At 49.5% G+C, this 14,411-nt stretch carries 11 protein-coding genes; 6 read left to right on the top strand and 5 right to left on the bottom strand.

All coding sequences use genetic code 11. The annotated features are described in order from the left end of the window. Window position 1 precedes the first annotated feature (1 nt). Window positions 2–2,242 carry an ATP-binding protein gene (locus BM202_RS22700; protein ID WP_093830411.1) on the bottom strand — a complete coding sequence of 747 codons (2,241 nt, stop codon included), beginning with the start codon at window positions 2,240–2,242 and terminating at the stop codon, window positions 2–4. Between the two features lie 272 nt (window positions 2,243–2,514). Between BM202_RS22700 and rbsK the strand changes: the two genes are divergently transcribed. From rbsK to BM202_RS22685, 3 genes are all read left to right on the top strand, one after another. Then, window positions 2,515–3,414, top strand: coding sequence for a ribokinase (gene rbsK, locus BM202_RS22695; protein WP_093830409.1), 900 nt, complete (start codon window positions 2,515–2,517; stop codon window positions 3,412–3,414). Between the two features lie 77 nt (window positions 3,415–3,491). Continuing rightward, window positions 3,492–5,036, top strand: a complete 1,545-nt coding sequence (locus BM202_RS22690) for an ADP-ribosylglycohydrolase family protein (RefSeq protein ID WP_093830407.1) — start codon at window positions 3,492–3,494, stop codon at window positions 5,034–5,036. 84 nt (window positions 5,037–5,120) lie between these two features. Then, a complete protein-coding gene (locus tag BM202_RS22685; protein ID WP_093830405.1) occupies window positions 5,121–6,302 on the top strand; it encodes a hypothetical protein in 1,182 nt (393 codons plus the stop codon). A gap of 19 nt (window positions 6,303–6,321) precedes the next feature. Here the strand turns inward: BM202_RS22685 and BM202_RS22680 are convergent, their stop codons facing one another. Continuing rightward, window positions 6,322–6,954: a hypothetical protein gene (locus tag BM202_RS22680; RefSeq protein ID WP_093830404.1), complete on the bottom strand. Its 633-nt coding sequence runs from the start codon at window positions 6,952–6,954 to the stop codon at window positions 6,322–6,324. A 255-nt stretch (window positions 6,955–7,209) separates the two neighbouring features. After that, complete coding sequence (locus BM202_RS22675; RefSeq protein WP_093830402.1) at window positions 7,210–8,670, bottom strand: sulfatase family protein; 1,461 nt, start codon at window positions 8,668–8,670, stop codon at window positions 7,210–7,212. 214 nt (window positions 8,671–8,884) lie between these two features. On the opposite strand from BM202_RS22675, the gene BM202_RS22670 reads away from it, so the two are divergent. Continuing rightward, a complete protein-coding gene (locus BM202_RS22670) occupies window positions 8,885–10,141 on the top strand; it encodes a cation:proton antiporter (RefSeq protein ID WP_093830400.1) in 1,257 nt (418 codons plus the stop codon). A gap of 1 nt (window position 10,142) precedes the next feature. Here BM202_RS22670 and BM202_RS22665 read toward each other — a convergent pair whose 3' ends face one another. Next, a complete protein-coding gene (locus tag BM202_RS22665; RefSeq protein WP_093830398.1) occupies window positions 10,143–11,996 on the bottom strand; it encodes an outer membrane protein assembly factor BamB family protein in 1,854 nt (617 codons plus the stop codon). Window positions 11,997–12,140: 144 nt separating this feature from the next. Beyond that, window positions 12,141–13,133, bottom strand: a complete 993-nt coding sequence (locus BM202_RS22660; RefSeq protein ID WP_093830396.1) for a GRP family sugar transporter — start codon at window positions 13,131–13,133, stop codon at window positions 12,141–12,143. Window positions 13,134–13,258: 125 nt separating this feature from the next. Here BM202_RS22660 and BM202_RS22655 point away from each other — a divergent pair, with 125 nt between their 5' ends. Together BM202_RS22655 and BM202_RS22650 are read left to right on the top strand one after the other, a co-directional pair. Beyond that, window positions 13,259–13,702 carry a DMT family transporter gene (locus BM202_RS22655; protein WP_093830583.1) on the top strand — a complete coding sequence of 148 codons (444 nt, stop codon included), beginning with the start codon at window positions 13,259–13,261 and terminating at the stop codon, window positions 13,700–13,702. Window positions 13,703–13,769: 67 nt separating this feature from the next. Further along, window positions 13,770–14,378 carry a hypothetical protein gene (locus tag BM202_RS22650; RefSeq protein WP_093830394.1) on the top strand — a complete coding sequence of 203 codons (609 nt, stop codon included), beginning with the start codon at window positions 13,770–13,772 and terminating at the stop codon, window positions 14,376–14,378. Window positions 14,379–14,411 lie beyond the last annotated feature (33 nt).

Below are 14,411 nucleotides of genomic sequence, written 5' to 3'. Positions count from 1 at the left end.
TTCAGGCAATAGGATTTAGTGGAAATGAAACGGAAAACGTCGTGCCTCGACCGGGTTCACTATGAAACCAGATTTTACCATTATGCCGGTTAACCACCCGCTTAACAATGGCTAATCCAACCCCCGAGCCTTCGTAAGAGCGGGCATTTTCCAGCCGCTTAAATAAGTCGAACATTTTGCCGGCATGCTTCATATCGAAGCCAATTCCGTTGTCTTCGACGGTGTAAATAAGCTCATCGTCGGTCTGCTGCCCATTGATACGAACAATAGCTTCTGCTTTCAACTGGGTATATTTTGCCGCATTACTAACCAGGTTCGTAAATAGCTGGAGCATCATAATCGGGTCAGCCGTTAACGGCGGAACATCACCAAGTTCGATACGTAACACCCGATCTTTGGCCGTTATCATGATCTCCTCCCGAATACGTTCCAGCAATTCGTTCATGTCGATCGGCCTGAGGGTCAACTCAGTACGTCCCATACGAGAGTAGTATAGAATATGCCGGATCAATCCCTGCATCCGTTCGGTCGAGTCGATCACCTTCTGGAAGAGTTCCTGGGCATCAGGGTTGAAATCCTGCCCGTATTCTTCAAGCAGGATTTCAGAATAACACCGGATTGAGGACAAAGGCGTACGTAAATCATGTGACACAGTATAACTAAAGGCGTCCAGTTCATCGTAAGCAACCTGCAACCGCTGATTCAGGTGCCGGATCTGGTTAGCCTGCCGGGTTAGTACCTGCATAATATCTTCCCGCAACTTGACCACAACCGATAGTTCGGTCTCGGTCCAGGGCTCCGATGTATTATGCACAATTTCGGTCCAGGCCGCAAAACTGGTACGGGGACTAATGCGGTGCTGGCCATTCGGATCGACCGTTACCGGTTTGTCGGGATTACCGGCCCACGTAACCTGTTGAACCTGTTCAGGTTTAAACCAGAGCAGATATTCATTCAGCTCCCGCGACAGCACAATGGCAAATAAGCCCGCACCTACGCCCCGAAATTCTTCGGCGGGCGGATAAAGAACAGGCAGTTGATTTGTCTCAAAAAACGTCTCGGTATTGGTATCGCCTATCCACTCGATCAACGTTCGGACGGCAGCTTCATCAGGCGTTTCGCCGAGTGTGTACAGCCGACCATTAAACAAAAGTGCCGCGCCAGTCGCTCCATTCACGTCGAGGGCCGTCACGGAATATTTCGTTAAGGCACGTACTATGTCATCACTAAGCAGCAGTTGTTCATGCAGGCTCTGGCCATTCTGCCGATACTGTAAAAGATCTTTTTCTTCTTCGTTGTCCTTACGAAACTCCAGCGCCGTCGACAGTAATTGACTGACAAACTTAGCCGCCTGCCGCGCCGGGTAATCGACAAAACGCGGGGTCATATTATGGCATGAAATCAGGCCCCACAATTCGCCCCGATACAAAAGCGAAATGCTCATGGATGCCTGCACACCCATGTTGTAGAGGTATTCGATATGAACGGGTGAAACAGCCCGCAGCACTGAATGGGTTAGATCCAGCGGTTCATTGCCGGACAAATCGGGCTGCGACAAAATACGGGATGGAACACTGGTTGCGTCGGCAATTAACCGCACCAGATTAACCTTGTATAATTCACGCGCCTGACGCGGAATGTCGGAAGCTGGATAATGCAAGCCCAGATAGGGCTCCAGGTATTCTTCTTTCTCTTCGGCTACTACGTGCCCATGCCAGTCAGGGCTGAAGCGATACACCATCACCCGATCGAATCCGATGATCGCTTTCACACGCCGGGCGGTGTTTTGCAACAATTCACTTAGCGTTCGGCTAGACTGTACTTCCGTCAGGGCCTGGGCAATCAATTGTTGATTAACCAGCACATTCCGATCGTCGCCAACAGGTTCCCATTCGAGAATAATAAGTCCCTGATGCTGGTGAATGATAAGATTCCAAACCCTGCCATTAATCGTTAACCGGTATGGATTCATGGTTTCCCACGAATCGTTTCGCAGACCCACGTTCACAAGTTCTACCAACGTGCTGACAGGCAGGTCGGTGTCTGTCAAGAGGGCCGATAAGGGCTGCCCCAGCAACTGAGCCGCCGACAGGCCCACCAGGTCGACAATGTTGTCGCTGGCATGAACAATCGAATAGGTGTCAGGCTGGATGGCAATCAGGTAGCCGTATGACTGAATGTGACCGAGAATGTGAATAGGTTCCCGCTCGCAATTTGTTAAGTCAACCGTCAATAAACTCATCGAACTAATATCGTGTGATTAAAGCAACGTACTCGTTGAATCAACAAACGAGAAACATCACTCAGAAGATTCATAGTGACAACCTGCAATATACATACACATATACGAGGCACAGCAGCTATGTACACCTATTAACTGTCCTATGGGCCAAGTGGTTTAGACTAATTTGCCTGACCTCAATGCCGGGCAAAGGCCAGATAAACGAAGCGCAACCAGTAAATAAGCGACAAAAAATGCATTTTTAGGACAAAATACCCTAGACCCATTCATTCATGAGTCAGATTCTGGTAGTTGGCAGTTCCAACACCGACATGGTCGTTAAGACCCGTAAATTGCCCGCGCCAGGCGAAACCGTTCTTGGTGGTACGTTTTTAATGAATCCTGGTGGAAAAGGAGCAAATCAGGCCGTTGGAGCAGCCCGGCTAGGCGGACAGGTGACGTTTGTAGCCAAAGTCGGCAACGATATATTTGGGCAACAGGCCGTAAGTGGATTCCAGCAGGAAGGCATCAATACGGTCTACATCTTGACGGACGGTGAGCATCCTTCGGGCGTGGCGCTGATTAATGTCGATGATGCTGGCGAGAATTGCATTACCGTAGCTCCCGGCTCGAATGCCCACCTTCAACCCAGTGATACCGACACCGCCTTCCAGGAAACGCCGACTGATTCACTGGTGCTACTCCAACTCGAAATTCCACTGCCAACAGTGGAACACGTAGTGCAGCAAGCGGCCGTTCGCAACTTGCGGGTCATTTTGAATCCCGCTCCGGCCCAAAAACTTCCTGTCGATTTATTCCCGAATCTATTTCTCATTACGCCCAACGAAACCGAAGCTGAGTTACTGACGGGCATCCACGTAACCGATCTGGCCACGGCTGAACAGGCGGCACAAAAACTCCACGAAATGGGTGTTCCGAACGTAGTGATTACACTCGGCTCAAAGGGTGCGTATCTGCATAGCGGAACGAGCGGTCAGCTCATTACGTCGCCAGTTGTCAAAGCCGTAGACAGCACCGCTGCGGGTGACTGCTTCAATGGTGCCTTGACCGTAGCCCTGGCTGAAGGCAAGTCACTACCCGACGCTGTTGCGTTTGGTTGCAAAGCTGCATCGATTTCGGTCACACGAATGGGCGCCCAGGCGTCGATGCCAAAACGTAGCGAACTAGCCTAACGTGTTCGGCGTAGTCACAGACTACGCCGAGCAGCAGCAGAAAGCACTACACCGAGCCACTAAACCTTACCTTTTCCATGAAAAAACTCCTTCTCTCAGCCCTAACCATAACGTTGCTTTCAGCGACAGCGCCAACAAACCAACCAACTAAAAGCGTTACGTTATCCAAAACTGTCATTCAGGACAAAATTAAAGGAGGCTGGGCTGCGCAGGTCATTGGCTGTACGTTTGGCGGACCAACTGAATTTCGGTTCACGGGCACGATGATCAATGATTATCAACCCATTCCCTGGTATGATGGCTACATTAAGCACACAATGGTTAATAATCCGGGTCTTTACGACGACGTATATATGGACCTGACGTTCGTCGATGTGTTTGAGCGGAAAGGCCTTGATGCGCCCGTTGCCGAACATGCCAATGCCTACGCGAATGCAGGCTACATGCTCTGGCACGCGAACCAGGCCGGGCGCTATAACATCCTGAACGGCATGAAAGCGCCGGAGTCGGGGCATTGGCTCAATAATCCCCATGCCGACGACATTGATTTTCAGATTGAAGCTGATTTTTCGGGACTGATGGCTCCGGGTATGCCGAACACCGCCGTGCAAATTGGCGATCCCATTGGCCACATTATGAACTACGGCGACGGCTGGTATGGCGGGGCTTACCTTGGTGCGATGTATTCGTTGGCGTTTGTCTCGAATGATGTCAATTATATCGTTCAGGAAGCCCTCAGGACCATTCCGGTACAGAGTACATTTTATCAGTGCATTACCGACGTCATTAAATGGCACAAGCAATTTCCTACCGACTGGAAACGGAACTGGTTCGAAATCCAGCGAAAATGGTCGGATGAAGTCGGCTGTCCGGAGGGCGTATTTCGCGCCTTTAATATTGACGCTAAAATCAATTCGGCCTATATTGTGCTGGGTCTGCTCTACGGTGGCGGTGACTTTACCAAAACGATGGAAATAAGCACCCGCGCCGGACAGGACTCGGATTGTAATCCGGCTTCGGCAGGCGGTATCCTGGGCACAATGCTCGGTTACGACAAAATCCCTGCCTACTGGAAACAGGGACTCAAAGAAGCTGAGGACATCGATTTCAAGTACACAACCATGTCGCTGAACGACGTGTATGCAATGGGCATGAAACACGCCTTACGAGTAGTGGAACGTAACGGCGGTAAAATCAACGGCGATCAGGTGACCATTGCGGTGCAGACGCCTAAATCCGTACGTCTGGAGCAGGCATTCACCGGACATTATCCGGTGTTGGCCAAAGGAATTAATAAGGATCTGGAGAACGAGTACAGCTTTGATTTCGAAGGAATTGGCTTTGTCGTTAAAGGGGAAGCCAAGCCTAAAAACCGCAGTTCGGTGGGTTACGAAAGTCTGTTTGCCTTTAACACCGAATTATACGTTGACGGCAAGAAGATTGAAACGGCAAAATTGCCCGTCAATTTTACGCACCGGCGGTATGATCTGTTCTGGAAATACCAGCTATCCAAAGGCAAGCATACGGTACGTATCAAATTGTTGAATCCGGATAATGATCACATTGTACGAATGAGTGAATTGCTGATTTACAACGATCAACCTGTGAAGTCGAAGTTGTGATTTTTAAATACAGAGTCGCCGGGAACACAGAAAATATAAGAAAACTCTGTGTTCCCGGCGACTCTGTGTTTACTTTATACTTGTATGCTAAAAACCTGTCTGTTTGTTCTGATCACTACGTTGTCGGCCTGGGCGCAGAAGTCGCCCGCACCGACATTGCATACCGATCCAGCGGGCGCGTTGAAAACGTATCGGGAGAATCTGGCACTCCTTCGAACGGAACATCCAAACCACCGGGAGCTACCTGATCTGAAGTTTTTTCTGTTCGGTATGGGCGATCGGTTGAAGCTCATTTACCGTAGCGGTCGGCTTCTGAACGCGCTGACGGGAAATATCGAAGAGCAGTGGTCTGTGACTGAAGAGATCATTGTGCCATCGGAGTATCTGGTACACCTGACTTTAGCCGATGGACAAACCCTACAGATTCGCGAAGATGAAACCGGCGTATGGCTTCTCCAGCCCAACAAACGACCCAAACTGATCCCCGGTACACGCAATCGAGTCAATCTGCCACGCTTTACGGGCAAAACATTCGGTCCCATATTGCGGGTATTGCATCAGGAAGTGCTCATTAATGTCATCAACGGCCGCCCTGTCCCTAATTTTCTGGTTTACAAGAAAGCCTGGTATCGGGATGCCGCAGCGATGGGTATGATGCTACGGGAAACAGATAATCTGTCCCTTATCCAGGACTGGATTATGGCCATCCATCAACCATTCGACCGGAACAATCACGGGGTTACCGAGGCCGATAACATTGGCGAAGTCCTGTTTCTGGTCTCACTCGTATCGGACAAAACTCATCCGGCCGTTCAAATGATGCTGGATTCAGCTAAACAATTCCAGCATGGCAACTACATCGTCGGCAAAACCGATTATACCGAACACGCTGTCTTTCAAACGAAATGGCTAAAACACGGTTTAAAATCGCTCGGTCTGCCCGATCCCTACGTCATCCCGACCCAATACGACAGTTATTCGGCGCTCTTCTGGCAGGACTACACGAAGGAACACGTTGACGGCAAAAAAGTGAACGATATATCCAGTAACAATTACCCCTATTTAACCTGGGCCGAAGATCACTTTTATTCGGAGAAACGTGGTCTTGTCGGCAATGTCGACTATCCGCTCAGTTGGGAACAGCTGGCAAGCGAAGCGCACTACCCCGGCATGACCGTTCTGGATAAAGACGTAGTGAAACAAAAGCTGGCCTTCCCCCATGCCTGGCATGCAGCCGAGATGTTTTTCCTGCTGAACGAGCGGTGAGTAGTTTATTGCCTAGATATTAGAAAGCGTTTACTTTCTTGCGGGATATGCGGGAACCTATTGTGAACCCCACTTTCACAGCGAAGTATGAATTCTTAGCCGCCAATGTAAGCCGGGTAGCGTTGATGGTAACCTGCGTATCGCTAACCAGATTGTAGGTACCTTCCAAATTAACGCTACCTAATTTCACGCCAATTCGTGCCAGACCACCCAATACGTTGGTAGCGGGCAATGGATAGGATGTCGTTATGCCAAATCGCGTATCCAGCTGAGTACTTTCCTCCGCGTGATAAAGACCGACCCCCAGACCAGCATAGGGATGGTATTTACCCATAGTGGTAAGCTCATAATTCGCCGTTACAACCGCCGACATGAGCGATTTTGTCTTCGTCTGAAACACGATAACCTTATCAATGAATTCGGGGCGCTGAACAAAAGCCTGTTCGAAACGCAGACCCACCGAGAAATTATTGATTAAACGATACTGAGGCTCAATACTATAGACAAAGCCAGCCTTACTGATGTCGTTGTTAGCAGCCTTCTCGGTAGGCGACGCAAAGCCTGCAGCGAGGTTTACGGTAAAGGGTTTATAGTCTTGCGCACAAGCGACTGAAGATACGAAAACCAACACGCCAAATAATAGTTTTTGCATTGAAATTTAACAATTTAACCTAATTAATTTATTGACTATCAAAAACTTAACACCAAACCTAACTACTTCATTTTTCGCGCTGAAGTAGAGAAACATCAGATTGAATCGGCAAGTTAACGTCTAAACATGGTTTTAAACCCATGTTCATGGCGCTGGGTAATTTGCAAGAGCCGTTTATCTCCCCTACTGCTAACGGTCTATTTCTGTTGCAAATCTCACGCACAAAAGTTCAGGCGTTCAACTATCATTCAAAAGCTATTCATCCAGAAAAACAATGCCCGTCCGGGTGATCCAGGCGCGGGTCGTCGCCTGATAATTGTCTATCTGATCGCCCCCGCCGTTTTGGCGAGGATCGTTCTCCTGGCGCATCCAGTTGTCTAATCGCTGCCGCAACGCCTTCTTAACACCAGCATAGGTAGAGACCCCAGCCTGGTTGTGGAGGTTGTAAGGATCATTTTTCAGAATATATAATTCTTCAGCGGGTCGCTTCGCAAACCCCAGGGCAAACAGTAGTTTAACCAACGCATCATTCCGATGATCCATCATGTATACTTTGGTCGGGCCGCCATCTACGTCGCCAAAAACAGACGGTGTGTTAGGAATCGATTCATCGCCGGCAGGCACCCGGTTGGGACGGAAATTGCGGATGTACAAATAATCTTTGGTACGTATCGCCCGCATAGGATACCCCGCGCCATAGTCCAGTTCGGCCCGACACAAACAATGCCGTTCGCGTTCCAGAAATACCTCGGAGCGATGAACCGTTTTCCTGCCAGTCAGGATAGGCACCAGGCTGAGCCCATCAACTTCAGGTCGTTGTTTGACATCGGCCCAATCTAAAAACGTAGGCATCAAATCGATCAGATTCACAAATGAATCATTACGTTTTGGCTGGCTCTCTTTCCCGGAAAACTGACTGATCACTAACGGAACACGCGTACCATAGTCATACAAATTCGCTTTGGCGTGGGGGAACGGCATGCCATTGTCGGACGCGACGACGATGATGGTATTTTCCAACTGGCCAGCGCTTTTCAACGTCGCTAGTAGTTCGCCAATCTCCCGATCAAATCGTTCCACTTCTGACAGGTAATCCGCTACGTCGCCCCTGATTTCCGGTACGTCGGGCAAAAAGGCAGGTAAATGTATTTTCTGAGGATCGATGCCTGATTTTTTGCCATCTCCCGGATCAAAAGGTCGGTGGGGATCATTCGTGCCAAACCAGAAAAAGAATGGTTTACCCTTCGGCAATTTATCGATAAACGGCTCGAACCTCGCGGAGTCGCCCGCGGGATTCTGCGTATACCCCATTTTGCGAAAATCGCCGGGCGCCCAGCCTTTGCGATCAAAAGCAACCGAATAGCCTTCTTTTTGCAGAATCTGCACGTAGGTTGGAATACTATGCTCAAGTTTTCCACATAGGTTGACGCCTTCACCAAGATTATGTGGATAACGGCCCGTTAGCATAGCAGCTCGTGATGGCGTGCAGGATGGCGATGCACAATAGGCATTGGTAAAAACGGTGCCGTGCTGCGCTAATTTGTCCAGATTAGGAGTTTTTATTGTACGATCGCCGTAAATACTGGCATAGGGATAACTCCAGTCATCGGCCAGAATAAACAGGATATTAGGACGTACTGCCGTTTCCTGTTTAAAGGCGAATAGACCAAATGCAGCTAGTAAAATTGAGCCGATCAGGCGATAGAGGAATTTCATAAAAGAGCCGTAATTTCTGGAAAGATAATGCGCTCATCTAGTTGTCGAAAATTAAAATATAAGTCGCCTGTTTATGCAGGTATCTGACCTGATTTCCAGATTAGGCTAGCTTTCAATGCGATCGTGTAATAACAAGACGTAACACCACGCCGTTATCCTTTAGGTAAGCCATCCTCTGGCACACCCTGTTTTCTGTTTAGTTACTACGTTCCGAATGGATATTTTTACAGCAGCCAGCGCTCTGGTTGGACTAAGTGCGTTACTTTCTTACGTGAATGCCCGGTTTCTTCGCCTGCCAGGCACCATTGGTGTCGTTGTGCTGACGCTTGTCTTAACCATTGTCATGCTGGTTGTTGGCAGTATCTCGTCGGGATTCACGAAGTTCCTGTTTGATCTTACGGAACGTATTGACTTCACCAAAACACTGCTGGACGTCATGCTGGGTTTTCTGCTGTTTGCGGGCGCTCTTCATGTTGATCTCGACGAGTTGAAACAACAATTTCGGGCCGTACTGGTGTTAAGCACGGTTGGCGTACTCTTGTCCACAGCCTTATTTGGAGGTGGCTTTTTCTTTCTCACCCACGTCTTCGGCATCAACGTTCCGCTTATCTACTGCTTTTTGTTTGGGGCGTTAATTTCGCCAACTGATCCGGTGGCCGTAGGGGCCATTATGAAGCAGGCACCCATCCCGAGCCGATTGCAAACCATTATTACTGGTGAATCTTTATTCAATGATGGCGTTGGACTGGTTCTGTTTATCTCTTTGCAGGAAGTAATTAATCCCAATGTCAGTTTTTACTTCTCGGACGCACTCCTCCTTTTTGCCCGGGAAGTATTCGGTGGTATCGCACTGGGGCTTCTGATGGGATACGTGGCGTATCGTCTTATCAAAGCATCGGATGATTTTCAGACAGTTATCCTCCTTTCCCTGGCGCTGGTCATGATTCTTTCCGTAGTCGCCAGTGCCCTACACGCATCGGTCCCGTTGGCCGAAGTGACAGCCGGTCTGTTGGTGAGCCGCCGATTACGCGGCAAAGCGGGCCAGGAGGGTCCAAAGGTTTATCTGAATCGATTCTGGCACCTAATGGACGAGATCCTCAATACCATTCTGTTCGTCATGATTGGCTTACAAACGGTCGTGTTGCCCTTCCAGAGCAGTTTTGTCGTCATTGGTTTAATGACCGCCGTACTGGCCATTATAGCCCGAAGTCTGAGTATAGTTTTGCCTTTCCTGCTGCAATTTCGCCTGTCGCGGCTTAACCCTGGCAGTCTGCGTATTCTGACCTGGGCGGGTTTGCGCGGGGGAATCTCGGTAGCCCTTGCCCTGTCTCTACCCGACTCTCCCTATCGCGAACTGATTCTGATTTGTAGCTACTGCATCGTTCTGTTCTCTATAATCGGTCAGGGACTGACCTTAACAAAACTGGTCAATTCTGTTGTTAACAAAGCGCCACGAAGAGCGGTGAATTAAGCTATTTTTCAACGTCGAAGGCCAGCAATACGTTTCCGGGTAGTTCACCAAACATCCCATAACCTGAGTTAACAAACAGCATTCCGTCGGCGACAACGGGGGACGGGCCATCGAGAGATCCTCCCTTGCCTTTAACCCCGTTGACAGATTCGTATTCTTTCACCGTATCATAATCCCATAGAATTTTGCCATCTGTGGCGGAGTAAGCACGAATATGGCCGTCTAACGTACCGGCAAACACGACGCCTGGAATAACCGTTGGAGCCGCCGAATTGGCTTCAAGGCATCCTTTCTTTCCATCACAGGCAGGCGCGGGCGTTTTCCACGCTACGTTACCCGTTGCCAGGTCTACCGCAAACAGGCCAGGCGCGGGTTTAAACAGCGAATCAACTTTGGGATCTATACCGTATTTGTTGTCGGCATTGGCCGCATAGACCCGCTTGCCATCCGTAGCCATGCCCCAGTGAATACCGCCCAACGCGCCACCCCGACCGATCCGGGTTTGCCAGATCACGTGTCCATCATCGGGCGACAACCCATAAATAATGCCCGATTTTTGCCCTACCACCAGTAAATCCCGGCCATCCGGTTGTTTCACCAAAATCGGCGCCATCCCGAAATCATGGTCGGGACCTGCTTTATCGGGGCAGTTTGGATTGCCGGGACACGACATATTCCACGTATCAACTTTGGTGGCCTGAAACGTCCAGGCTAGTTTGCCCGTTTTCAGATTCAGTGCCTGAATGGCATCGCTGTTGTTTGTGGCAGGGTCGGTATAGTTCTCTCCCGTTCCAAAATAAAGTAGTCCCCGTTTGGCATCGACGGTTGGGCTGCACCAGACAATAGCGCCCGACGGTCCATAAAACGGCTGTCCATTTTTCTTTTTTCCAGCCTCTTTTGCTTCTTCCGTGATAACCCGATGCCGCCAGATTTCTTTTCCCGAACGGGCATCCAGTGCCACAATTTCACCAGACGACGAGCAGCAGGGATAGGTCGGGTCTAAAACCGATGCAACTTCGATAGAGGTCAGCGGTACGTAGACGATGTGATCGTAGACGGCGACCGAACCCGTATTTCCCAACTGCGGGTGTTTTCCGGCTTTGCTTTCCCAGATTAATTTACCCGTTTTTACATCGAGGGCATACACGTTGGTATTGTTGTCGGCAAAGAAGGCCTGTATCTCATTGCCCTGTTGAACAACACTGACAGCTCCCCGTACGGCCGATTTTGCCAGAAAACGCCAGCCGATTTTACCGGTCTGTTTATTGAGGCAATACACTTCGCCAAACTGACTACCCATAATAAGCCAGTCGCCTACGATGGCTGGTTTACTACGTACCTGATTCGCTTCCGGGAACGTAAATGCCCACTTTAGTTTGAGCTTACCAACGGTTTCGGCCGAAATACCCGCTTGTTTCGCCGACCGATAACCCGTTCCTTCCAGATTGCCGCCCCAACCCGAATGATGCACCAGATTCAGACCGGCAGGCAGGGTAAATGGCATGTAGGCTTCTTTAGGAATCGGCGTTTCAGTCAACGGTTTGCTGGTAATCCATTGGGAAATCGCTTTGCGCTGATCAGTCGTCATATCCTTGGCCTGCACCCGCATTTTGCCCGTTTCCAGGGCCGCCAGAATAGCGCGGGGCGGCATCTGGGCAAGTATCAGGAAAGCCGGTGCACCTACCCCTGCTTCGGCTTTGTGGCAATTATTACAGGTTGCCATGTATAGCTTCTGGGCTTCAGTGGCTGCGGCAAAATCAAGCTTCTGGGCAAAACTGATGGCGGAAGACAACAGTAGGCCAGAAGCAACTGCCAACAACCGTATAGTCCCTATAAATCGATAATTAGCTTCCATAATGATTTACTAGTTAGCATACAGAATCAGACAGGAAAATCCAATCTAATCATGGCAAAAGTAAATCAGCGCATTACGTAGCGATGCGTCTTTAAGATGAACAACCATTCTGACCCGATAAACCAGACGAATAAGCAGATCAATTTATTTCGCGGTAATAATCAGCACCAGGCCAAGTACGTAGCACAACCCCATGAGAATCAGGTAGCGGGTAGAGGTTGACGGGGCTCCCCGAAATTCCTGCCAGATGAACACACCCCACAAAACGGCAATGATCGTTGCGCCCTGCCCCAGACCATAGCTAATGGCGTAGCCAGCCGCACCCGATGCCAGCAAACTCGATGCCATACCCAGGCACCAGACCATACCGCCCAGCATACCAATCCGGTGGCTACGTCCGCTCACGTCGCTGTATGTAATTTCTCCATCGGCAGGCTTTCCGGCAAACCGACGTAGGATGGGTATAAACAAAGGCGTACTAACAACGACACCCAGGGCAAACAGCACCAGAGCTGTATAAGGCGTTAACAATCCAGCATCCGGGTTGGCAAAGTCCGCGGCCATCGACTTAGCCACGAAGTAGAAAAAAAAGCTCATCAGGAATCCGCCAACCAGCGAAATAATAAGTCCGCGCGTGCTGACGGTTTGATCGGTGCTCCCCTTGGCCCGGTACGCTAATGCACTGAAAACGACGGACAGAAAAATAGAAAAAACGCCTGATGCCAGCAACCCAATGTTACCCACGGGCGACAGTATGTAGTTAACGATTACGCCCAGTATCAACGCCAGACCGATACCCACGGGCATGGCCACCGATAAGCCGGCCAGTTCAATACCAACGACAATAAGGATATTGGCAATGTTGAACACAAAACCCCCAATCAGTGCGTAAAGTACATTCTGGGTATCGGCCTGTTTGAGGTCGGTTAGAAACGACCGCCCCACAGAGCCTGTGCTACCGAGCGTGAAAGCTAGTAATACACTTATTAAAAGAATACCATAGGTATAATCGCGGTAGAAAATAGTTGTCGGTACTGACTGTGTGGCTAGTTTTTGGGTGTTGGCCCATGAGCCCCAACAGAGCATGGTAAGGAAACAGACGACAACCGCCAGCGGATACTGGGTGATGATGAACATAGAAAGGAAGGTTTTGGGTGTAGTATTGGGCTTTGTAGCAAAGTTCTTAAAATAAATAACTTATCTGCCAGAAAAGCCAACTGAAAGATAAAACCCACAACATGGGGTTTCCTACCTTTGCAAACATGAATTACATCTATATCCTATTCGCGTTTCTGGTTGGTATTGCCATTACCGTTCAGGCAGGCGTTAATGCGAATTTGCGTCAGGCGATGGCAAACCCCATTCTGGCCGCGGCCATTTCATTTGGATCTGGTTTTGTGGTGTTGGTGCTGCTTTTTCTGGCAACAGGCGGGTCTACGCCTTCATCGGATACCATTAAACAAGTTGCCTGGTGGAAATGGGCGGGGGGCGTCATGGGGGCGATCTATATGATTACGGTTATTGTCAGCGTGCCTAAAATTGGCACGGCTAACCTGGTGAGTCTCAGTGTGGCGGGTCAGCTATTGGCGGCTGTCGTACTGGATCACTACGGTTTACTGGGTTTCTCTCTGCATCCGGCCAACGGCTGGCGCCTGATCGGTCTGGTGTTTATCATGGCTGGCGTGTTGCTGGTGGTGAGAAACTAAATGTGTATCCACGAGTTTTAACGGGTGATAGATTCCCTAAGCACAGGTTAAAACCCGTGGATACGTTATGATCACTTACCGCTTCTACCCGTCTTTGCTGAATGTATTTTCGCGCTATTTACAGGGTGGCAATCTCACGGCACAGTCATTGATTGACTCCATTAACCGCGTTCCGACACCCACTACGGCCGCGCAGGAACGGGGCGTTTCGTTTGAAGAAGCGGTTGTAAAAGGCACCGACGAGGAACGCTTCGACCCGGAGATTATTAAAAAAGTCCGCAAGCTTCTCCCCCGCCCTATTGTCGAAACGCAGGTCTACTGCCAGTGGGAAATTGACGACGTACTGTTTTACGGTTATGTGGATTTGATTGGCAAATTCAAAGCAGTGGACTTAAAAACAACGGCTTCATACCAGCCAGGGCGCTTCGTACACAATCACCAGAATTTATACCTACACGCGCTGAAACGGAAAGGTATCAAACTGATGGAATACGTTATTACAGACTTTACAGATGTGTATGTGGAGAGTTACACGCTGACGCATCCGATTGATAAACAATTGGAGGAAATTCGGCTGCTCAAAACGTTTCTGGAGGAACATCGCCCGTTGATTACGGATAAAAAGATCTTTGTACTTCCCGGCGAGGAGGCTGATGGCCGGAGGAGAAATCAGTAGATTCCAGGGAGATATATAGTCTACCCTCGGACT

It is taken from the genome of Spirosoma endophyticum (assembly GCF_900112365.1).
GTDB lineage: Bacteria > Bacteroidota > Bacteroidia > Cytophagales > Spirosomataceae > Spirosoma > Spirosoma endophyticum.
Note: the sequence above shows the minus strand (reverse complement) of the source record. Positions and strands in the feature narration are given on the sequence as shown.